This is a genomic window from Devosia albogilva (assembly GCF_042685625.1).
Classification (GTDB): domain Bacteria; phylum Pseudomonadota; class Alphaproteobacteria; order Rhizobiales; family Devosiaceae; genus Devosia; species Devosia albogilva.
This window is the reverse complement of the sequence record NZ_JBHUNP010000001.1, coordinates 2,806,674-2,826,762: the sequence shown is the minus strand read 5'-3', so window position 1 is coordinate 2,826,762 and position 20,089 is coordinate 2,806,674. Positions and strand designations below refer to the sequence as shown.

Here is a 20,089-nt window from a genome sequence, read left to right as displayed (position 1 = left end):
GTTTGGTCATGAAACAAGACCCCGCTCTTCCAACTGGCGGCGCATCTCGGAACCGCGGTCGACCACGGCGCCCGCTTCGCGGACCCAGTCGGCCAGTTCTTCCAGGGAATCCTCGAGCCGGTACTGCGGCTCGAAGCCCAGCAACTCCCGCGCCTTGGAAATGTCGGCGAAGCAGTTGCGGATGTCGCCCGAGCGCGCCTTGTTCATGATCTCGGGCTCGATCTCCGGCACGCCCATCGCCGAGGCGAGAAGCGTTGCGACCTGCTTGATCGAATAGGCGTTGCCGCTGCCAATATTGATGACGTGCCCGGCTGCAGGACGCTGTTCCAGCGCCAGCCGGAAGGCCCGGGCAATGTCGCGCACATGCACGAAATCGCGCTGCTGCTCGCCATCCTCGAAGATCATCGGGGCCTGGCGGTTGGCGAGGCGCGAGGCGAAGTTGGCCAGCACGCCGGTATAGGGATTGGACAGCGCCTGGCCGGGGCCGAAGACGTTGAACAGGCGCAGCGCCACCGCATCGACGTTGTAGGCCTCGCCGAAGATCAGCACTTCCTTTTCCTGCGCGTACTTGGTCAGCGCATAGATGGAGGCGAGATCGACCGGCTTCTGCTCATCGGTGGCGACCGGGCGCAGCGCACCGCCATTCGGGTCGGTCGGGTTCCACTGGCCGGCCTTGATCGCGGCGGGGCGGCGGCGGATCGAGGCCTGTCGCGTGCCGTCTTCGGAGAGATAGAGGCCCTCGCCATAAACGCTCATCGACGACGCAACCACGATGCGCTTGATTGGAGTGTCGATCATGTTCTCGAGCAGCACGGCGGTGGCGAGATCATTGCCGCCGACGTAGCGGGAGATCTCGTACATGGACTGGCCGACACCGACTTCGGCAGCGAGATGGATGACGCCCTCGACGCCCTCGAGCGCCTGTTTCACCAGAGCCGCGTCCCTCACATCGCCGCGGAGCACTTCGACCTCCGCCGGCATGGCCGGCACGTTGCCGCCATGAACCTGTTCGACGAAGCTGTCGAGCACGCGCACCTGGTAGTTCTGCGCCAGCAGCTCATCGACGACATATCGCCCGATAAAGCCGCATCCACCCGTGACGAGTACCTGTTTCATGTATGCCGACCCCTGAGGTAAGTACCTTCACAGGAAGACCCCAGCATCGCGGCAGTTCCGGACGGCTCCCGGAGGGCTCGTCCTCCTGAGGTACATCGCCAGGAGCAACAGGCAGAAAACCGCGGAATTCGTCTGTTGCAGCAACCTGGCGAGATGGCTGCAACCGATCCGGGTTTTTATCATAGGTTAAGCGAGACACTGGCCAGATCGATCGTTTTGCCAAGCGCCGTGCCGAGATGGACTGCGCTCCAGCCCCGGCAGGAACCCCGGCCCTCACCTGCTTGTTGCTGCATCGTGCCGCGGAGACACGCGGAAGCGGGCAAAGGAGCAAACGATGAGCGAATCCAAGACCACCACGGATCACGACGAAATCCGCAAGTGGGCAGAGGGTCGTGACGGCCACCCGGCCATGGTGGACACCAAGGGCCAGGGCGGCATCCTGCGCATCGATTTCGGTGAACCTGAGGACTCCCTGAAGCAGATTTCCTGGGAGGAGTTCTTCGAGATCTTCGACAAGAACAAGCTGGCCTTCCTTTATCAGGACAAGACCAAGGATGGCGGCAAGAGCCGCTTCAACAAGTTCGTCGAACGCTGATCGGGGGCGGTCATGAACTATGTTGTGGCGCCGACCGGCGTAATGTCCGCGGCTGTGGTCACCGGACCCGGCGAGATGGTGGTGGAGTCGCACCCGGTGCCGGAACCCGGTCCGGGTCAGGTGCGGGTGAAGCTCGAAGGCTGCGGCGTCTGCGCCTCGAACCTGACACCTTGGGCCGGCCCCGAGTGGATGAAGTTCCCGACCGAACCCGGCGGCCTCGGCCATGAAGGCTGGGGTGTCGTCGATGCGGTCGGCGAAGGGGTGACCGACCTGGCCGTGGGCGATCGCGTCGCCGCCCTCTCCTACCACAGCTACGCCACCCATGACGTGGCGGATGGCGCCGCTGTGGTGAAGCTGCCGCCGGAGCTCGATGGCGTCCCCTTCCCCGGTGAACCGCTCGGCTGCGCCATGAACATTTTCAAGCGCTCCGCCATCAAGGCCGGCGACACCGTCGCGATTGTCGGGATCGGCTTTCTCGGCGCGCTGCTGATCCAGCTCGCGCGCGGCGCCGGTGCGCGGGTCATCGCCATCGCCCGCCGCCAGACGGCGCTCGACCTGGCTGCCGAACTCGGCGCCGAGACCATCGCCATGGACGACCATTGGCGGATCATCGAGGAGGTCAAGCAGAGGACCGGCGGAGTGTTCTGCGACGTGGTCATCGAGGCCGTCGGCAAGCAGTGGCCGCTGGACCTCGCCGCCGAACTCACCAGGGAGCGCGGGCGGCTGGTGATCGCCGGCTACCATCAGGACGGTCCCCGCCAGGTCAACATGCAGATGTGGAACTGGCGCGGCCTCGACGTCATCAACGCCCATGAGCGCGAGCAGGCCGTCTATGTCCAGGGTATCCGCGATGCGGTGGAAGCGGTGAAGGACGGCCGCCTCGATCCGTCGCGGCTCTACACCCACACCTATCCACTCGAACAGCTCGACGAGGCTCTGAACGCCACGCGCGACCGGCCCGAGGGCTTCATGAAGGCACTGGTTACCTACGCATGAACGGAGCAGCACAGCAGAGGCCTGCGGCCGTATCCCGGCCGCGGATCGGTTTTCTTGGAACCGGGCGCATCGGCCTGTTCCGCATGCAGTCGCTGGCCGATAGCGGCCTCGTCGAGGCCGCCATGGTTGCCGATCCATCGCCGGAGATGCGGGAGGCGGCGCTGAAGATCGCGCCGGAGGCGGAGGTCGCCAGTTCGCTCGACGACCTGCTGTCGGCCGGGCTCGACGCCATCGTCATCGCGACGCCGAGCGCCCTTCATGCCGAGCAGTCGATTGCCGCCTTCGAGGCGGGCCTTGCCGTCTTCTGCCAGAAGCCGCTGGGGCGCACCGAGGCGGAAGTGCGGGCGGTGGTCGACGCTGCCCGCAAGGCCGACCGCCTGCTCGGGGTCGACTTTTCCTATCGCCACACCGCCGGCATGCAGCGTATCCGCGAACTGGTCACCGCCGGCACGCTCGGGCATGTCTTCGCCGCCGATCTGGTGTTCCACAACGCCTATGGACCGGACAAGCCGTGGTTCTTCGACAAGGCGCTCTCCGGAGGCGGCGCGGCCATGGACCTCGGCTGCCATCTGGTGGATCTGGCGCTCTGGACCCTGGGCTGTCCCGAGGTCACCGACGTCTCCGGGCGGCTGGTGCGCAATGGCCAGCCCATCCGCAACGACAGCGACGACGTGGAGGACTACGCTTCGGCCACCTTCATGCTGGACAGCGGCACCCAGGTGCGTATCGCCTGCTCCTGGCACCTGCATGCGGGACGCGATGCGGTGATCGGCGCCGAATTCTACGGCACCGATGGCGGCGCCAGCTTCAGCAATGTTGGCGGCTCGTTCCTAGACTTCCGGGCCGACCACCATACCGGCACCGGCACCCGGCAGATCGCAGAGCCGCCGGAGGACTGGATGCGCGGAGCTATCACGCAATGGGCCGAGCAACTGGTGGCCGGTCAGGGCTTTGATCCGGCAGCGGAGGAGTTCGTCACGGTGGCGAACGTCCTCGACCGCATCTACGCCCGGTAACCGCGTTCATGGCAGAGATCGGCATCCTCACCTTTCACCGCTGCATCAACTACGGCTCCTACTGGCAGGCGCGCTGCCTCACCGAAGGATTGCGGCGGCGCGGCTTCGATGCCGTACTGCTCGACCACCAGTCCGACGCCATCAACTGGCAGGAGTGGCGCTGCGCCCTGCGCCCGGTCCCCGGCGCGTGGGGCGAGCGGGAGGATCGCAAACTCTATGCCCGCAAGGCCCGCAAGTTCTTTGCCGCCTTCGAGCAACTGCCGCTGTCGCGCCCGTTCGGCCTCGACACGCCGGAATCCGCGGACGCTGTCGATCTGGTGCTGGTGGGCAGCGACGAAGTGTGGAACCTGCGTCATCCCTGGTATGGCGGGCAGCCGATCTTCTATGGCGACGGGCTCAAGGCCGGCAGCCGCGCCTCCTATGCGGCGAGCTTCGGCAACCATTCCGCGACCAGCGGACTCGAGGCCGCCTGGATCGAGAAGCTCAAGGCCTTCCACCACATCTCCGTGCGCGACGCCAATTCGCGCCGGATCGTTGCCGATGCGCTCGAATTCAACCCCGCGCTGGTGCTCGATCCGGTGCTGCAGTTCGCCGACGCGATCGATTACCAGCCGGTCGATGACGGCGCCCCCTACATCGCCGTCTATGGCCACGACTTCCCGGAATGGTTCCAGCAGCGCGTGCGCGTGTGGGCGGCCGACACCGGGCGCCGCGTCATCAGCATCGGCTATCGCAACTGGTGGGCGGACGAACACTGGATCGAGGCCGGTCCGGAGGAGTTCGCGGCCTTCATCGCTGCCTCCGATGCGGTGGTGACGAATTTCTTCCATGGCTGCGTATTCGCGCTGGTGAACGGCAAGCCGCTCGCCACTACTCCTTCCGACTACCGCTTCAACAAGGTGCGCGACCTCACCGCGGCTCTGGGTGCCGAACGGCATCTGGTCAGTGAGGACACGCCGCTGGACCTCTTCCACGATGCCCTCGGCAGGGCGCCTGACACCGCAGTCTCGCAACGGATCGCGCAGTTGCGTCAACACTCCGATGCCTATCTCGACCATGTCCTCGGCTGAGTTCACGCGCCCCGCCGAGGTCGTCCGCGCCGGCCTCTGCATCGGCTGCGGCGCCTGCGCGGCGCAGAGCGGCGGCACGATGGGGTTCGACCGGTTCGCCCAACTTAAGCCGCAGGGCGAGTGGGCCGAACGCCCGAATCCGCTGCTGGCGCGCACCTGCCCGTTCTCGGCCAGCATCCCCAACGAGGACCAGATCGCCGCTGACCTGTTTCCAGTGCCGGAAGCCGCCGACGCCCGCATCGGCCGTTTCCAGGCTGCCTATGTCGGCGCCGTGGCCGAGGGCGAATATCGTGCCAATGGCAGTTCGGGCGGGCTGGTGTCCTGGGTTGCGGCGGAGCTGCTGCGGCGTGGCCTCGTCGACGGTGTTGCCCATGTCGCGCCGGGCGCGGATGGGCGGTTCTTCCGCTACCGCATCTCGCGCACCGTCGAGCAGGTCAGCGAAGGCGCCAAGTCCCGCTACTACCCGGTCGAGATGTCCGAGGTGCTGGCGGAGATCGCCGCTACGCCGGGCCGCTATGCAGTGGTTGGGGTGCCCTGCTTCATCAAGGCGGTGAACCTCCTGCGCCGCAACGACCCCGTCCTCCGCGAGCGCATCGGCTACACGCTCGGCCTGTTCTGCGGCCACATGAAGAGCGCGCGGCTGGTGGAGAGCTTCGCCTGGCAGCTCGGTGCTCCGCTCGAGGACGTCGCCCGGCCAGAATATCGGCTGAAGAACCCGGACCGGCCCGCGAGCTGGTACACGGCGCACCTCACCCTAAAGGACGGCACCACCCGTCAACAGGACTGGTGGCACCTCTGCGACGGCGACTGGGGCGCCGGCTTTTTCATGAACGCGCCGTGCAATCTCTGCGACGACGTGATGGCGGAGACCGCCGACATCGCTTTCGGCGATGCCTGGGTCGAGCCCTATTCCTCCGATGGCCGCGGCACCAATGTGGTGGTCGTGCGCGCGCCCGAGCTGCATGAGATCGTCCGCGCCGCTATCGGGCAGAGTCGCCTCGAGCTGTCGCCCGTCGATGCCGACTTCATCGCCAACACCCAGGCCGCGGGCCTGCGGCAACGCCGCGAAGGCCTCGCCTATCGCCTGAGCTGGCGCCGTTACCGGCATGCTCCGCCCAAGCGGGTCGCCGCCACCACGGACCTGCCCCTCAAGCGCAAGCTGATCTATCGCCTCCGCCACCACATCTCCGCCGGCAGCCACCGCATGGCCTGGCTCGCCCACCGCACCGGCCGACCCGCGATCTATGTGCGCTGGGCACGCGCCATGCTGGGCCTCTACGGCGCCGTCACCTATGGCCGTGGCCGGCTCGGGGCGATGCTGGCGCGGGTGGGGCTTGGGTCGAACTGAGGCTGCTGTCGCCCAGACAGGGTCATTCCCGCGCAGGCGGGAATCCACTCTTCCGCTGAACTTTGCAAAGAATGGATCCCCGCCTGCGCGGGGATGACGCGGAGTGTGGTGCGGCTACACCGCCAGCGCCGCCCGGGCCTGGTCCAGCGACACCACGTTCGAGGTCTGCTGCGCCGGCGCATACCGGGCGATCATGTCGGCGCAGAATTGCGCATATTCCTCCGGCACCAGCGGGGCGCTGGTGTGGTGCGGAGCGATGCCGCGGTGTTCGGGCGTGAAGCAGAAGGTGACGGTGACGTCGAAATCCTCCAGCGCCTTCATCTGCCGGTCGAACCAGTCGAGCGCGTTCGGGCGGAAGCTGTCGGCCCAAGAGAGGCCGGTGCGCAGATAGGTGACGCCCAGCCGCTTCATCCACTCCACTGCGTCATCGAGCCGGTGATCCTCGTAGTGGAACCACTGCACCACCCCCATTTCCGGAGTGTGCTTGGCGAATTCCTCGAGCGATGGCTTGGGCGTGCCGTCCTCGCGCAGCAGGCCCATGTAGAAGTGCCGGTAGTAGGACGACCCCTCCGCCTCGCGGTGACGCGTCGTCGCCTCCCAGGAGCGCGGCAGGTCGTAGAGGCTATACCACTGAATGCGCTCGACCTTGCCCTTGAGCAGTTCCGCCGAACGCTTCAGCCCCCAGGCCGCCACTTCCTCGGCGCCGAAGGACGACACCCCGACCTCGCTGACCCAGATCGGCAGGTCGGTGACGCCGCGGATCTCGTCGATCTTGTTGGGCCATTCGTGGATCTGCCACAAATTCCAGTCGAGCGGGAAACCATGCACGGCGACCGCATCGAGCTTGTCGAGCACGCCATAATCCTTCATGCGCTGCATGAAGCCTGGATCGATGGGCGAGATGCCGCCGAGCACCTTGGTCAGCCCCGGGTTCGCCCCGGCAATGGCGTCGGCCGCCAGCTTCACCATCTCGCCGAAGCGGACCCAATCGGGGTCGATCTCAGGGTCCCAGTGCGACTTGTTGTTGGGCTCGTTCCAGAGCATCGCTGCTTCGATCATTGACGGGCTCCCTTGTGTGGATAGACGGGTTCGGCGCCATAGGGGCGCTCGGCCACCCGGCAGAGATAGACCTCCGCCTCGGGGTGGCTGACGATGGCAAAGCCGCTCGAGCGCAGCATGGCCTCCGCCGCTGCCGAATTCGGCGCCCACCAATTGGTGGGGTCATCGGCGTAGCGATGTTCGATGAAGTGGAGCTTGGGATAGCCCGGCTCGTCGAACATGTGCGTGTCGGTGAACGGGTAGTTGCCTTCGAGCGGCAGGATCTCGGTGCTGCCGCGCTGCATCGACTGGAACAGCATCAGGTCGCCGGCAACGTGCTCGCGGATCAGGTCCAGCGCCAGGAGCGGATGGCGCAGGTGGTAGAGCACGCCCATGAAGATCACGAGGTCGAACTTTTCGCCGAGCGCGCCCACGTCATAGACGCTGAGCTTGGCGAACTCGATGTCGGCCTCGGCCACTTCGGCGGCAAAGCGGGCCTGGTTGAGGTATTTGTCATCGAAGTCGATGCCGAGCACCCGTTCCGCGCCGCGCCGCTTCATCTCGATCGAGTAGAAGCCGGCATTGCAGCCGATATCGAGCACTGACTTGCCGGAGAGGTCGGCCGGAATGGCGTCGGCGAACTTGCGGAATTTCTGGTGCGGATAGTCGCCGAGGAAGTGGTTGGGCGCAGTGCGCACCCCGCCGATCTCGATGTTGTGGAACCAGGGGCCGAGCGCCTCGATGCGGCTCTGTATCTCGGCAGTCGATAGACCCATTTGCGTTCTCCTAATCGATGACCTCGTTGAGGGTGATGAGCTTGCCGCCCCAGTCGCCGAGCACGACGGTAGTGATCGAGGCGGGACTGACTTCGAGCCTCGGCCAGGCATCGATCGGCAGCCCCAGCACGTAGCTCACTGCCGACTTGATGATGTCGGCGTGGCTGACCAGCACCACCCGGCCCTCCGGGTGCTCGGCCAGCAGCCGCTCCATCAGCCCGAGCACCCGCCACTGCACGTCGAGCATGGATTCACCGCCCGGTGTCCGGGCCAACGAACGCACGCTGTTCCAGTTGCGCCAGCGCTGGTCCTGGTTCAGCACCTCCCAGGTGCCGCCGGACCATTCGCCGAAGTCGACCTCGTCGAGTTCGGGGGCGGTGTGGACCGGCATCGGTTCGCGCGCGGCAACGATGGCCTGAGCGGTTTCCTGCGTCCGCTCGCGCGGGCTGGCGTGGATGGCGTCGAACTGCTCGCGCCGCATGCGCTGTCCGAGGCGCTCCGCCTGCGCGCGCCCATCCACGCCCAGCCGTATCCCGGGCGTACGCCCGGCCAGAAACCCGCCGACATTGTCGTGCGCGGCATGGCGCACGAGGTAGAACGTGGTCGTCACTCGGCCGCGGCTCCGAGCACCGCCTCGTCGACGCCGGCAATGAAGTCCTCGGTGCGGCGGCGCGCCACGTCATCGGTGAACTGCTGCGGCGGCGACTTCATGAAATAGCTGGACGGGCCGGTCAGGGCGCCACCGATGCCGCGATCCAGCGCCAGCTTGGCGCAGCGCACCGCATCGATCACAACGCCCGCCGAGTTCGGCGAGTCCCACACTTCGAGCTTCAGTTCGGCATTGAGCGGCACGCCCCCGAAGGTGGTGCCCTCGACGCGGATATAGGCCCACTTTCTGTCGGTCAGCCACGGCACATGGTCGCTCGGCCCGACATGGACGTCGTCGGCCGCCAGCGGCACGTCGAACTGGCTGGTTACGGCCTGGGTCTTGGAGATCTTCTTGGACTCGAGCCGCTCGCGCTCCAGCATGTTGAGGAAGTCGGTGTTGCCACCGAAGTTCAGCTGGTAGGTGCGGTCGATCTTGACGCCGCGGTCGCGGAACAGGTTGGCCAGCATGCGGTGGACGATCGTGGCGCCGACCTGGCTCTTGATATCGTCGCCGACGATCGGCACGCCGGCATCGGCGAAGCGTTTCTCCCATTCGGGCTTGGAGGCGATGAAGGACGGAATGCAGTTGACGAAGCCGACACCGGCCTTCAGTGCCTGCTCGGCATAGAACTGGGTCGCCTCTTCCGAGCCCACCGGCAGGTAAGACACCAGCACGTCGGTGCCGCTGCGGCGCAGCTCTTCGGCCACATCCACTTCCGGCTCGTCGGACTCGTCGACCACCGCCCGCAGATAGCGGCCAACTCCGTCCAGGGTGCGCCCACGCTTCACCGTCACGCCGGTCGGTGCAACGTCGGCGAAGCGATGGGTGTTGTTGGGGGCGGCATAGATCGCTTCGGCGACGTCCCGGCCCACCTTGGTGTCGGCGACGTCGAAGGCGCTGGCGATCTCGATATCGCCGACGTGGTAGCCGCCGAGATTAACATGCATTAATCCCGGCACCGGTTCATTGCCGTCGGCATCCCGATAATAGGTGATGCCCTGGACCAAGGAAGACGCGCAATTTCCCACCCCGACGATGCCGACCCTGACCTTCTTGGCGCCCATACGTCCTGCTCCCTCCGATTAACATCGGTAAAGCAACGACCCCCTCCCAGCTTTGTTCCTAACAAAGGTTGCTCTTGGAGGCCGGATGATCGTCTATGGGGACAGCGAACGTGTCGCGCGGCCGGTTGAGGTCGTAGCGAAAATCCGGCATGAGCTCGAAACCTACCTTGCCCATCCCGATGGATTACCGGCCCATTCAGGCCTTGTCGGCGCGTTCATCGCCACCGCTGAACTGGTGCAGGCCATAGCGGACGACGAGATGGCGGCGGCCGGCGGCATCGACATCGCCGGCTTCGGACAGAATGCGGGCAAGCACCTGCTGATGATGCTGGCAGGCCAGATCGCAGCATCGTGGCGCAACCATTTCCAACCCGAGCACCGGCTGCCCCCAGCCTGGCAGGATTTGCTCGCCCGGCTCGCCATCGACACGCCGATGCGGCTCCGCCAAGGCGAGGGCTATCTCCACTATGCGCTCTACCCGGAGGGCTATGTCGATGCCGCCCTTCGCTCGGGACTGGGGCCGGACACCTGCGTCATCGGGCTCAGGAGCATCGGCACCGGTCTTGCCGCACTGGTGGCGGCTGGTCTGGGTGCCGACAATTTCTTCACCCTGCGGCCCGTCGGCCATCCATTCGATCGCCGCATTGCGCCGGCGGAACCGCTGGCCCGAGACATCCTCGCCGCGGCTGGCCCATACGCCATCGTCGATGAGGGGCCGGGCAAATCCGGCAGTTCCTTTGGCGGCGTTGCCGATTGGCTGGAGGCAAACGGCGTCGCGCGCGACCGCATCCACTTCTTCCCCAGCCACGGCGGGGAGCCTGGCGACCAGGCCAGTGCCGAACAACTGACGCGCTGGCGCAGCGCCTCGCGGCATGTCTCGGGCCTTTCGAGCCAACACTTGGCGGAACACCTGTCGCGCTGGCTGCCGGACCTGATCGGCCCGCTCGACACCCCGCTTCAGGAGATTTCGGGCGGCGGCTGGCGACAGAGTTCGGGTGGTGCCCCGCCGGCCGACCGGCAGATGGAGAAACTGAAATTCCGCGCCGACGCCGGCGGGCAGCTTTACCTGGTGAAATTTGCCGGCGTGGGCCCGAGCGGCAGCCGCAAGCTGGAGCAGGCGCAGGCCCTCTTTGAAGACGGCCATGTTCCGGAGCCGATCGGTCTGGCGCACGGATTTCTGGTCGAACGCTGGATCGACGGACGGACCTTGTGGACCGCCGAATTCGACCGCGGCCGCTTCCTCGATCACGCCGGCGCCTATCTCGGCACCCGCGCGCGCCTGCTGCCGGCAACCACTGCCGGCGCTTCGCTCGCGCAACTCGCTGATATGGCCGCCATCAATCTCGGCGAGCGCCTGGGCACGCCAGCGGAGCAGGCCGTCCGCACCCACATGAACTCCGCTGCCGACCACAAGGTTAGCCCGGTCTTCACGGACAACCGCCTGCAGCTCTGGGAATGGCTGGTCCGCCGTGACGGCAGCTTCGTCAAGACCGACGCCCTCGACCACGCCACCGGCCACGATCTCATCGGACCACAGGATATCGCCTGGGACGTAGCGGGCTTCGTTGCCGAGTTCGACCTGACGGCGGACGAGCTTCCCCGGTTGCTGCGCGTCGTCAGCGCCACCGCCGACCGCAAGGTCGACCCGCACCTCGTCGATCTCCTGCTCCCCTGCTACCTCGCCTTCCAGATCGGCCTGTGGACCGATGCCTTGACGCGCGCCGACGGCGAAGACCCCCAGCGCATCGCCGCGCTACTCGACCGCTATGCCAACAAGGCGGCACGGCTGCTGGCGGTTAACGTCGACTAGGCGCGGAACGCCACGGCAACACCCGAGTTTGGCGGTCACCACCACTGCCACGAGGACTTCGATGCTGCGCTCCCCCGCCTACGCACTGCTCTCCCTCGCCGCCCTCGTTGCTGCTGCCCCTGCCCTGGGCCAGCCGCAAGGAACCGTGGGCCAGTATTCCGATGTCACAATCGAGGGGACCATCCTCGAGCCGGAACCGATCACCGTTTCCGATGACGCCGAACTCGCCGGGCTGATCAGCGTCCCCGAAGGCTTCACCGTGGAGGTGGTCGGGCGCGATCTCGGCAATACCCGGATGCTCGCAACCCATGGCGGACACGTCTACGCCACCCGCCGCACCGAGGCCGACGTGATCCGGCTCGATGACGACGATGGCGACGGCAAGTATGACGGCTTTACCGTGGTCGCGGCGCGCCCCGGCATGCACGGCATCGCCTTCCACGAGGACAGCGCCTATCTCGTCACCGTCAACGAGGTCTATACGGCCCCGGTCGCCGAGGACGGCAGCTTCGGCGATCTGACCATGATTATCGACGACCTGCCCGATGGCGGCCAGCATCCCAACCGCACCCTCGCCATCGGGCCGGACGGCAAGCTCTACATAACCGTCGGTTCCACCTGCAACGCCTGCGCCGAGACCAACCCCGAGAACGCCACCATCGTGCGCGCCAATCTCGACGGCACCGGCCGCACCATCTTTGCGAGCGGGTTGCGCAACACCATCGGCTTCGGCTGGGAGCCGACCAGCGGCCGCCTCTATGGTGCGGACCATGGCACCGACTGGCTCGGCGACGAGGAGCAGCAGGAAGAGTTCAATCTCGTCGAGCAGGGCAAGAAGTATGGCTGGCCCTATGTCTACGACTTCTCCAACTTCAACCCGCAGGACAACCCGCCCGAGGGCATGACGCTGGAGCAATGGGCGGAGCAGAGCGAGGAGCCGGTCCTCGGCTACACCGCCCACGCCGCGCCCATGCAGATGACTTTCTACACCGGCACCGCCTTTCCCGAGGAATATCGCGGCGACGCCTTCATCGCCATGCGCGGCTCCTGGAACCGCCGGCCGCCGAGCGGCTATGAGGTGACCCGCGTCGATTTCGAGGATGGCGAGGCGGTGAGCTGGGACCACTTCGCCGAGGGCTTCCTGATCGAGAACGAAGGCGGCGGCTACGGCTTCCTCGCCCGTCTCGCCGGCATTACCCAGACCGACGACGGTGCCCTGCTCGTTGCCGACGACTTCAACGGCATCCTCTATCGCATCAGCCATGAGCAGGCCGCCGGCGACGAAGCGAGCATGCCAGCCTCGCCGCCCGACGTGACCGAGACGCCCGCACCCTCCGACATCGCCATCGAGCTGGTGGAAGCCGAGGGCAGCCTCGACGTCAGCTCCGCCAGCTTCGAGCAGGACGGCATGATCCCCCTCGAGCATGCCGCCGAAGGCCACAACGCTTCGCCGCCGCTCGAATGGGGCGACGCGCCGGAAGGCACCCAGTCCTTTGTCGTCATCGTCGATGATCCGGATGCTGCCGAGCCCAAGCCGTTCGTCCATTGGGTGCTGTTCGACGTGCCCGGCACCGCCACCGGTATTCGCGAGGGCCTCGGCACCGATCCGGTGCTGCAGGAGCCGGAAGGCGCCAAGCAGGGCGTCAACAGCCGCGGCCAGATCGGCTATATGGGCCCGCGCCCGCCGCTCGGCGATCCGGCCCACCACTACCACTTCCAGGTCTTCGCCCTGGACATCGCCGAACTGCCGGTGGAGCCGGGTGCCAAGCGCGAGGACGCGCTCGCCGCCATGGAAGGTCACGTCCTCGCAAAAGGCGAGGTGGTCGGCCTTTACGAGCGCCCCGGACCCGAGCAGCCGGTGAACTGACCGCAAGATTTCTGAACAGGGCGCGGAACGAAACGCGCCCTGTCGCGCTTTCGGCAACAATAGGCCGGAGGTGGGGCTTTGCCGGAGAGTTGGGGACATCTCAGCAGCCATATGCTGCAGCACATCGTGCTGATGAACGTGGCCGTGCCCATTCTGGTCTTCTTCGTCCTGCCGAATTTCCGCAGCACCGCCCGGCTGACCCCCGCCGGCCTCTGGCGGAGCTGGCCGGCCGCAACCGCGGTGCAGATCATCCTCCTTTGGGGCTGGCACAGCCCCGGCGTGCTGCCCGGCGCCATGTCCAGCCCGCTGCTGATGGCGTTGATGCACCTCAGCCTCGTCGCCAGCGCCGCCTGGTTCTGGCTGTCGATCGCCACCATGCCGCGCGATGCAAGCTGGCGAGCGATCTTTGCGCTGCTGATCACCGGCAAGCTGTTTTGCCTCCTGGGCGCGCTGCTCGTCTTCGCGCCGGACACGGTCTACGACTTCACCGGCATGCACCACGCCATGCACGGCTCGGCGCTGGCCGACCAGCATCTTGCCGGCCTGATGATGCTGATCGCCTGTCCGGCAAGCTATGTGCTGGCGGGCGTCGCCCTGGCTTCGCGCTGGTTCCTCGGCATAGAGGCCGAAACGGAGCGCCATGCCTGAGCCCAAGCTGGGTGTCGACCATCCGCTGAGCCGGGCACAGCGACTTGGCATCGCTGCCCTGTTCGTGCTGGGCGCCATGGCCATCAGCGGCGGCGCCTTCATCCTCTCGGGCATCTACAATATCGGCGCTTCGCGCGACCACTGGTCGGTCACCAACTTCCTGATCACCATCCTACGCGACCGGTCGATCTCCTTTGCCGCCGGCAGCATCCCGGTCCCCGATCTCGATGATCCGGACCTCTACCTGCTCGGGCAGGAACACTTCCGCGGCGCCTGCACCGGCTGCCACGGCCTGCCCGGCGGGCAGATCAATCCCGTCTACCAGAACATGCTGCCGCAACCGCCGGACCTCACCGGCGCCTTCCACGACTACAGCGCCAACGAGATCTTCTGGATCGTTTACAACGGCCTAAAATACACCGGCATGCCGGCCTGGCCGGCGGACGGGCGCACCGACGAGGTCTGGTCCGTGGTGGCCTTCCTCCAGCGCCTCCACATCGAAGGCCCGGGCAGCTACGCCCAGGGCGGCGAAGCAACCGCCCTCACCAACTGCGCCCGCTGCCATGGCGACGAGCAGACCGGCCCGATCAGCAATCTGGTGCCCGATCTCGACGGGCTTTCCGAACCCTATCTCGCCCGCGCTCTCGACGAGTACCGCTCCGAGCTGCGCGCCAGCGGCATCATGGAGCCATTGGCGCACCAGATGAGCGATGAGGAACTGCAGCGCCTCGCCGGCTACTATGCCGCCCTGCCCCCGCCACAGCCGCAAACCGGCTTCCCTGCCGAAGACATCGAGCTCGGCCGGCGGATTGCGACCGAAGGCGTGCCTGAGCAGCGCGTGCCCGCCTGCGACAGTTGCCACAGCGGCGCCAATCCGCAGACGCCGCGGCTGGAAGCACAGTCGACCCGCTACATGGCGACCCAGCTCGATCTCTGGCGTCACGAAGGCTACCGCGACGTTTCCGCACAAGGCTCGCTGATGGCGCAGGCGGTGCGCGGCTTGAATGAAAGCCAGGCTCTCGCCGTCAGCCGGTACTATGCCAGCCAGCCGGTACCGGAGGCGGCGCCATGAGGCCTCTGCTCCGCCTGGCATTGCCGCTGCTGGTCCCCGCCCTTGCCGCATGCTCGCCGGTACAATCGGCACTGCACCCCACCGGTGCCGAGGCCGAGCGCATCAACACCCTGTTCTGGGTGATGACGATCGGCGGCGGCGTGATCCTGCTGCTGGTCTGCGTGCTCACCGCCATCGCCCTGCTTGGCTCCCCGGCCCTCAGGCAGCGGCTCGCCGGCGAGACCATCGTCAAGGGCCTCGGCATCGTCTTTCCGGTGATCGTCCTCTCGGTGCTGCTGCTCTACGGTTTCCTCGTGCTGCGAGCCGGCGCGGCTCCAGAGGAAGAGGAAGGTGGACTACGCGTCGCAATCACCGGCGAGATGTGGTGGTGGCGTGTCAGCTACACCGATGCCGAGGGGAATGCGGTCGAAAGCGCCAACGAGTTCCACCTGCCGGTCGGCGTGCCGGTGACGCTGGAACTGCGCAGCGCCGACGTGGTCCACAGCTTCTGGGCACCGAACCTGGCCGGCAAGCTCGACATGATCCCCGGCCGCACCAACACCATGACCGTGATCGCCAACGAGCCGGGCATCACCCGCGGCCAGTGCGCTGAGTTCTGCGGCGGCGCCCATGCCTTCATGAGCTTCCACGTCGTTGCGCACCCCCCGGAAGAGTTCGACGCCTGGCTGGCTGCCGAAGCAGGTCCCGCTGTCGAACCGACCGGCGAGAACCTCGCCCGGGGTCAGCAACTGTTCCTCGCCAATGGCTGTGGTGGCTGCCACGCGGTCCGTGGCACCGAAGCCGATGGCGTGATCGGTCCCGACCTCACCCATGTCGGCGCCCGCCACTCGCTCGCCGCAGCGACACTGCCCAACACGGCGGAAGCCTTCGCCCAGTTCATCGTCAACAACCAGCACATCAAGCCGGAGAACCGGATGCCCGCCTATGGCATCTTCAGCGAGGCCGAACTCGCCGACCTTGCCGCCTATCTCGAGAGCCTCGTCTGATGAGCACCACCGGGTTCGAGCTGCCCAATCCGGAACCGCGCCCGCCGGGCGAGGTGGAAGAGCTCAAGCGCATCTGGTCCAACCCCAAGGGCATCGGCATCGTCACCGCGGTCAACAACACCGTGGTCGGCATCCTCTATCTCGGCGCCGCGCTGCTGTTCTTCGTCCTTGCCGGCATCCTGGCGCTGATCATGCGCACGCAACTGGCAGTCGGCGGCAACGAGATCGTCAGCCAGGATCTCTACAACCAGCTCTTCACCACCCACGGCACGACAATGATGTTCCTGTTCGCCGTGCCGGCGGTGGAGGCGCTCGGCGTCATGCTGCTGCCGCAGATGTTAGCGGCGCGCGACCTGCCGTTCCCGCGCCTGTCGGCCTTCGCCATCTGGGCCTATATCATCGGCGGGTTGGTGTTCTTCTCCACCATCTTTTACGACCTGGCGCCCAAGGGCGGCTGGTTCATGTACCCGCCGCTGACACTCAAGGAATTCTCCCCCGGCGACAATGCCGATTTCTGGCTCCTCGGCATCGGCTTCATCGAGATTTCCGCCATCGCCGGGGCCATCGAGATCATCGTCGGCGTGCTGCGCACCCGCCCGCCCGGCATGACCCTTGCCAAGATGCCGATCTTCGCCTGGGCCATGCTCTTGTTTGCCGGCATGATCGTCTTCGCCTTCCCCGCCGTGATCCTTGCCACCATGCTGCTCGAGATGGAGCGCGCCTTCGGCTGGCATTTCTTTAACACCGAGTTCGGCGGCGACCCGCTCTTGTGGCAGCACCTGTTCTGGTTCTTCGGCCACCCAGAGGTCTACATCATCTTCCTGCCCGCCGCGGGCTTGGTGTCGATGATGATCCCGACCATGGCGCAGACGCCGCTGGTCGGCTACCGGCTGATTGTCGTCGCCCTGATCGCCACCGGCTTCTTCAGCTTCGGGCTGTGGGTGCACCACATGTTCACCACCGGCATTCCGGGACTGAGCCTGGCCTTCTTCTCGGCGGCCAGCATGGCGGTCGCCATTCCCTCGGGCATCCAGGTGTTCTCCTGGATCGCCACCATTGCCTCGGGAAAACAGCGCTTCCGCATCACCGTGCCGTCGCTGTTCATTCTCGGCTTCCTGTTCATCTTCACGCTGGGCGGGCTGACCGGGGTGATGGTCGCTGTGGTGCCCTTCGATTTCCAGGCCCATGACAGCTACTTCGTCGTGGCGCACCTGCATTACGTGCTGATCGGCGGCATGGTGTTCCCGCTGTTTGCCACCTTCTACTACTGGGTGCCGATGGTGAGCCGAAACTTGCTCTCCGAGCGCCTCGGCCGCTGGGCCTTCTGGCTGATGTTCATCGGCTTCAACACCGCCTTCTTCCCCATGCACATCACCGGCCTCGCCGGCATGCCCCGCCGCGTCTGGACCTACCCGTCAAATCTCGGCTGGGACACGCTCAACTTCGTCTCCACCGTTGGGGCCTTCATCATGGCCGCGGGCGTGTTGGTGTTCCTGATCGATCTGTTCCGCAACTTCCGCCCCGGCAGTGGTGCCGGCAATCCCTGGAATGCCGGCACTCTCGAATTCCTGCCCAACGACGACTATTCGACCCGCTCGATCCCCCACGTCACCAGCCGCGACCCGCTCTGGGACCGCCCGAGCCTGCCCGCGGAAGTCGAGGCGGGGCACCACTACCTCCCTAACGCCCCCACCGGCGGACGCGAGACCCTGGTGACCTCCGCCGTGGAAGCCAAGCCGCAATACGTGCTGCAGATGCCCGGCAATAGCTGGACGCACCTGTTCGCCGCGGCGGGAACGGCCGGCTTCTTCCTCCTGCTGACCGTCAAGCAGGTGCCGCTCGCCATTGCCTGCGCCCTGATCGCGATCGGCGGATGCCTGTGGTGGTGCTGGCAGCTCGACAAGCCGGACCAAGGCGAGGTGAAGGTCGCCAAGGGCCTCTACCTGCCCAGCTACATCACCGGCCCCCTCTCCCACAGTTGGTGGGCCATGGTGGTGCTGATGCTGGTGTCGGCCTCGCTCTACGTCTCCTACGCCTTCTCCTATCTTTACCTCTGGACGGTCTCGCCCGAGATCTGGGCCCCGGAAGGCTCGCCCGCGCCGCCCATGCCGCTCTACCCGCTTGTCTCTGCCCTGCTGATGATCGGGGGCTCTGCCGCCATGTTCATCGCCGGCCGCATACTGCCAGAACCGCGGCGCACCAACTGGATCGCCCCTGCCCTGCTGGTGATGGCGCCCGCCGCCATGGTCGCCGCCATCGCGCTCGAGATCTGGGGACACTGGGACACCGGGCTCGATCCCACCGTCAACGGCTACGGCGCGGTGGTCTACATGAACGCCGTGCTGCAGGGGCAGATCGGCTTTGCCGTGGTGATGATGGCGCTGTTCGCCGCCGTTCGCCTGCTTGCCCGCAAGCTCGATCGCCACCGTCGCGTCATGTTCGACAATGCCGCGCTGCTTTACTACTACGCCACCGCGCAGGGCCTGTTCGGCCTGCTGCTGGTCCACGGCTTTCCGCGGCTGTTGGGGTGATCGCCATGGATGACCGGCACTCCGTTCGCCAGATGATGGGCACCTTCCTCTTCCTGCTGACCGGCCCCATTCTGTGGGCCGCGCAACTCACCGCCATTTATGGCGCGCAGTCGTCCCTCTGCGCCTTCGCCGCCCTGCCGCAGCACGTGATTGGCGGCGTCGTGCTAGGCATCTCGGTTTTGGTGATCATCGCCAGCGCCCTCACCCTGCTCTGGCCGGGAGCGGTGTTCCGCCTGCTGACTGGGACCAGGCCCCCCGAGGACCAAAGCCGCTTCCTGTTCGCCGTCATGCGGCTGCTCGGTGCCCTCTCGACGCTGGCAATGGTCTATTTCGCCCTGGCCGTGGCCATCCTGCCGGGCTGTGCTGATCTTCGCTGAGTGTCCAGCGCGGAACCGCATGGAACGATCACGGGCACGCTCCCGTTGCGGATCATTATCGGGAGGGTAGATGGCAGGCGGGGGAATCCGCTCGGCGCGATGCTGAGCGTCATCTTCAAGATGATCCATGTGACCGGCATCTCCATCTGGATTGCCGGCCTTGTCGCCTTGCCCACGCTCTACCTGCAGCGCAAGGGACGCGAGGGCAATGACCTCTACCGCCTCCACGCCTTCGTCCGCGCCCTTTATGTTCGCCTGCTCTCGCCCGCCGCCTTCGTGGCGGTGGCCAGCGGCACGGCACTGATCTTCATCGAAGCCACCTTCGAAGCCTGGTTCTCGCTCAAGCTGTTGCTGGTGGCCGGCCTCGTCGCCGTGCACATCGGCTCGGGGCTCGTGATCCTCAGGCTCTTCGAAGTGAACGGCCGGTACCGGCCGCACCGGGCCGTGATCTCCACCACGCTGTCGCTCACCCTCGCCACCGGCATCCTGTTCCTGGTGCTCGGCGAGCCACGTATCGGCAGTGCCTTCGACGACCTGTTCACCCCCGGCGCGTTGGGCGAGATGCTTCAGCCGCTAGTCCCGTTCTGAGATGACGATGCCCACGCCGTGATCGAAAATCAGTTTGCCGCCGTGCCAGCCCGCAAAGCCAGTGATCGCCGAAGCCAGGATGCTCAACATCAGGCCATGCGGCAGCACGGCATCGGGCACGGTGACGCGCAGCCCCCAATTGGCGCCGGCCACCGCCAGCAGGGTCATGGCGGCAACGGCATGGTTCCAGCTCGCAACCCGGCCGCGGATACCGGCAGCGGCCAGCAACTCGGCGGTGCCGACCAGCGCTGCAGCCACCCCGAAGCCAAAGGCGGCACCGGCGGACCACACCCCTGCCCGCGGGAAGAACGGATCGCCCGTCCACCAGTAGAAGATATCGATGCCCAGGGTCACGAACACCAGCGCGATCGGGAAGTGCACGGTCATGGCGTGGAGCGGATGCCCGGCCAGGGCTATGGCGGAACTGGCATCCTTTTCCGCAACCTTCTGGATCACCGGGTTGGGATGGCTGGGAAAGGCCTCGCGATGATCCTGGGCGGCTTCGACTTCCGGGCTCGAGCTTTCGTCCGACATTGGCGCTC

At 66.3% G+C, this 20,089-nt stretch carries 19 protein-coding genes; 13 read left to right on the top strand and 6 right to left on the bottom strand.

The window, feature by feature from the left end; all coding sequences use genetic code 11:
- Positions 1 to 6: 6 nt before the first annotated feature.
- Entirely contained in the window at positions 7 to 1,116 is a 1,110-nt protein-coding gene (locus tag ACFSX5_RS14100) for an NAD-dependent epimerase/dehydratase family protein (protein ID WP_386834278.1), read from the bottom strand.
- A gap of 334 nt (positions 1,117 to 1,450) precedes the next feature.
- Between ACFSX5_RS14100 and ACFSX5_RS14095 the strand changes: the two genes are divergently transcribed.
- Genes ACFSX5_RS14095 through ACFSX5_RS14075 form a run of 5 tightly spaced genes read left to right on the top strand, consistent with a single transcriptional unit; the run spans position 1,451 to position 6,141 of the window.
- Complete coding sequence (locus ACFSX5_RS14095; protein WP_386834277.1) at positions 1,451 to 1,711, top strand: hypothetical protein; 261 nt, start codon at positions 1,451 to 1,453, stop codon at positions 1,709 to 1,711.
- Positions 1,712 to 1,723: 12 nt separating this feature from the next.
- Positions 1,724 to 2,707, top strand: coding sequence for an MDR/zinc-dependent alcohol dehydrogenase-like family protein (locus tag ACFSX5_RS14090; RefSeq protein ID WP_386834275.1), 984 nt, complete (start codon positions 1,724 to 1,726; stop codon positions 2,705 to 2,707).
- Positions 2,704 to 3,723, top strand: coding sequence for a Gfo/Idh/MocA family protein (locus ACFSX5_RS14085; RefSeq protein WP_386834273.1), 1,020 nt, complete (start codon positions 2,704 to 2,706; stop codon positions 3,721 to 3,723). The genes ACFSX5_RS14090 and ACFSX5_RS14085 overlap by 4 nt, the downstream gene beginning before the upstream one ends.
- 8 nt (positions 3,724 to 3,731) lie before the next feature.
- The gene (locus ACFSX5_RS14080) at positions 3,732 to 4,793 is read left to right on the top strand and encodes a polysaccharide pyruvyl transferase family protein (protein WP_386834272.1); all 1,062 of its coding nucleotides are present in this window, start codon (positions 3,732 to 3,734) and stop codon (positions 4,791 to 4,793) included.
- On the top strand, positions 4,765 to 6,141 hold the full coding sequence (locus ACFSX5_RS14075) for a Coenzyme F420 hydrogenase/dehydrogenase, beta subunit C-terminal domain (RefSeq protein ID WP_386834271.1): 1,377 nt from the start codon (positions 4,765 to 4,767) through the stop codon (positions 6,139 to 6,141). Before ACFSX5_RS14080 ends, ACFSX5_RS14075 begins: the two co-directional genes overlap by 29 nt.
- A gap of 114 nt (positions 6,142 to 6,255) precedes the next feature.
- On the opposite strand, the gene ACFSX5_RS14070 is transcribed toward ACFSX5_RS14075, so the two are convergent.
- From ACFSX5_RS14070 to ACFSX5_RS14055, 4 genes are read right to left on the bottom strand one after another with little or no spacing between them, the layout of a single operon-like run.
- On the bottom strand, positions 6,256 to 7,200 hold the full coding sequence (locus ACFSX5_RS14070; RefSeq protein WP_386834270.1) for a beta-xylosidase: 945 nt from the start codon (positions 7,198 to 7,200) through the stop codon (positions 6,256 to 6,258).
- Positions 7,197 to 7,955 carry a TIGR04290 family methyltransferase gene (locus ACFSX5_RS14065; protein ID WP_386834268.1) on the bottom strand — a complete coding sequence of 253 codons (759 nt, stop codon included), beginning with the start codon at positions 7,953 to 7,955 and terminating at the stop codon, positions 7,197 to 7,199. The genes ACFSX5_RS14070 and ACFSX5_RS14065 overlap by 4 nt, the downstream gene beginning before the upstream one ends.
- 10 nt (positions 7,956 to 7,965) lie before the next feature.
- Positions 7,966 to 8,565, bottom strand: a complete 600-nt coding sequence (locus ACFSX5_RS14060; protein WP_386834266.1) for a histidine phosphatase family protein — start codon at positions 8,563 to 8,565, stop codon at positions 7,966 to 7,968.
- A complete protein-coding gene (locus tag ACFSX5_RS14055; protein ID WP_386834264.1) occupies positions 8,562 to 9,668 on the bottom strand; it encodes an inositol-3-phosphate synthase in 1,107 nt (368 codons plus the stop codon). The genes ACFSX5_RS14060 and ACFSX5_RS14055 overlap by 4 nt, the downstream gene beginning before the upstream one ends.
- A gap of 85 nt (positions 9,669 to 9,753) precedes the next feature.
- Here ACFSX5_RS14055 and ACFSX5_RS14050 point away from each other — a divergent pair, with 85 nt between their 5' ends.
- The 8 genes from ACFSX5_RS14050 (at position 9,754) to ACFSX5_RS14015 (ending at position 19,547) form a co-directional block, all read left to right on the top strand.
- A complete protein-coding gene (locus ACFSX5_RS14050) occupies positions 9,754 to 11,478 on the top strand; it encodes a hypothetical protein (protein WP_386834262.1) in 1,725 nt (574 codons plus the stop codon).
- A gap of 61 nt (positions 11,479 to 11,539) precedes the next feature.
- Complete coding sequence (locus ACFSX5_RS14045; protein WP_386834260.1) at positions 11,540 to 13,345, top strand: YbhB/YbcL family Raf kinase inhibitor-like protein; 1,806 nt, start codon at positions 11,540 to 11,542, stop codon at positions 13,343 to 13,345.
- Between the two features lie 111 nt (positions 13,346 to 13,456).
- Positions 13,457 to 13,993, top strand: coding sequence for a cytochrome c oxidase assembly protein (locus tag ACFSX5_RS14040; protein WP_386834259.1), 537 nt, complete (start codon positions 13,457 to 13,459; stop codon positions 13,991 to 13,993).
- A complete protein-coding gene (locus ACFSX5_RS14035) occupies positions 13,986 to 15,065 on the top strand; it encodes a c-type cytochrome (RefSeq protein WP_386834257.1) in 1,080 nt (359 codons plus the stop codon). Before ACFSX5_RS14040 ends, ACFSX5_RS14035 begins: the two co-directional genes overlap by 8 nt.
- Complete coding sequence (coxB, locus tag ACFSX5_RS14030) at positions 15,062 to 16,051, top strand: cytochrome c oxidase subunit II (protein WP_386834256.1); 990 nt, start codon at positions 15,062 to 15,064, stop codon at positions 16,049 to 16,051. The genes ACFSX5_RS14035 and coxB overlap by 4 nt, the downstream gene beginning before the upstream one ends.
- Positions 16,051 to 18,582 (top strand): cytochrome c oxidase subunit I, encoded by a 2,532-nt coding sequence (gene ctaD / locus ACFSX5_RS14025; RefSeq protein WP_386834254.1) that lies wholly within the window; start codon positions 16,051 to 16,053, stop codon positions 18,580 to 18,582. The genes coxB and ctaD overlap by 1 nt, the downstream gene beginning before the upstream one ends.
- A gap of 5 nt (positions 18,583 to 18,587) precedes the next feature.
- Positions 18,588 to 18,959, top strand: a complete 372-nt coding sequence (locus ACFSX5_RS14020; protein WP_386834252.1) for a hypothetical protein — start codon at positions 18,588 to 18,590, stop codon at positions 18,957 to 18,959.
- Between the two features lie 99 nt (positions 18,960 to 19,058).
- Entirely contained in the window at positions 19,059 to 19,547 is a 489-nt protein-coding gene (locus tag ACFSX5_RS14015) for a CopD family protein (RefSeq protein ID WP_386834250.1), read from the top strand.
- Here ACFSX5_RS14015 and ACFSX5_RS14010 read toward each other — a convergent pair.
- Positions 19,533 to 20,081 (bottom strand): DUF2231 domain-containing protein, encoded by a 549-nt coding sequence (locus ACFSX5_RS14010; protein ID WP_386834248.1) that lies wholly within the window; start codon positions 20,079 to 20,081, stop codon positions 19,533 to 19,535. The genes ACFSX5_RS14015 and ACFSX5_RS14010 overlap by 15 nt on opposite strands.
- Positions 20,082 to 20,089 lie beyond the last annotated feature (8 nt).

What these genes read in the sequence shown, in the direction of transcription:
- ACFSX5_RS14020 (WP_386834252.1), top strand. Translation starts at nt 18,588, where the DNA reads ATGGATGACCGGCACTCCGTTCGCCAGATGATGGGCACCTTCCTCTTC.
- ACFSX5_RS14035 (WP_386834257.1), top strand. Translation starts at nt 13,986, where the DNA reads ATGCCTGAGCCCAAGCTGGGTGTCGACCATCCGCTGAGCCGGGCACAG.
- ACFSX5_RS14080 (WP_386834272.1), top strand. Translation starts at nt 3,732, where the DNA reads ATGGCAGAGATCGGCATCCTCACCTTTCACCGCTGCATCAACTACGGC.
- ACFSX5_RS14065 (WP_386834268.1), bottom strand. Translation starts at nt 7,955, where the DNA reads ATGGGTCTATCGACTGCCGAGATACAGAGCCGCATCGAGGCGCTCGGC.
- ACFSX5_RS14015 (WP_386834250.1), top strand. Translation starts at nt 19,059, where the DNA reads ATGCTGAGCGTCATCTTCAAGATGATCCATGTGACCGGCATCTCCATC.
- ACFSX5_RS14100 (WP_386834278.1), bottom strand. Translation starts at nt 1,116, where the DNA reads ATGAAACAGGTACTCGTCACGGGTGGATGCGGCTTTATCGGGCGATAT.
- ACFSX5_RS14090 (WP_386834275.1), top strand. Translation starts at nt 1,724, where the DNA reads ATGAACTATGTTGTGGCGCCGACCGGCGTAATGTCCGCGGCTGTGGTC.
- coxB (WP_386834256.1), top strand. Translation starts at nt 15,062, where the DNA reads ATGAGGCCTCTGCTCCGCCTGGCATTGCCGCTGCTGGTCCCCGCCCTT.
- ACFSX5_RS14050 (WP_386834262.1), top strand. Translation starts at nt 9,754, where the DNA reads ATGATCGTCTATGGGGACAGCGAACGTGTCGCGCGGCCGGTTGAGGTC.
- ACFSX5_RS14040 (WP_386834259.1), top strand. Translation starts at nt 13,457, where the DNA reads ATGCTGCAGCACATCGTGCTGATGAACGTGGCCGTGCCCATTCTGGTC.
- ACFSX5_RS14055 (WP_386834264.1), bottom strand. Translation starts at nt 9,668, where the DNA reads ATGGGCGCCAAGAAGGTCAGGGTCGGCATCGTCGGGGTGGGAAATTGC.
- ACFSX5_RS14045 (WP_386834260.1), top strand. Translation starts at nt 11,540, where the DNA reads ATGCTGCGCTCCCCCGCCTACGCACTGCTCTCCCTCGCCGCCCTCGTT.
- ACFSX5_RS14010 (WP_386834248.1), bottom strand. Translation starts at nt 20,081, where the DNA reads ATGTCGGACGAAAGCTCGAGCCCGGAAGTCGAAGCCGCCCAGGATCAT.
- ACFSX5_RS14085 (WP_386834273.1), top strand. Translation starts at nt 2,704, where the DNA reads ATGAACGGAGCAGCACAGCAGAGGCCTGCGGCCGTATCCCGGCCGCGG.
- ACFSX5_RS14095 (WP_386834277.1), top strand. Translation starts at nt 1,451, where the DNA reads ATGAGCGAATCCAAGACCACCACGGATCACGACGAAATCCGCAAGTGG.
- ACFSX5_RS14075 (WP_386834271.1), top strand. Translation starts at nt 4,765, where the DNA reads ATGCCTATCTCGACCATGTCCTCGGCTGAGTTCACGCGCCCCGCCGAG.
- ctaD (WP_386834254.1), top strand. Translation starts at nt 16,051, where the DNA reads ATGAGCACCACCGGGTTCGAGCTGCCCAATCCGGAACCGCGCCCGCCG.
- ACFSX5_RS14070 (WP_386834270.1), bottom strand. Translation starts at nt 7,200, where the DNA reads ATGATCGAAGCAGCGATGCTCTGGAACGAGCCCAACAACAAGTCGCAC.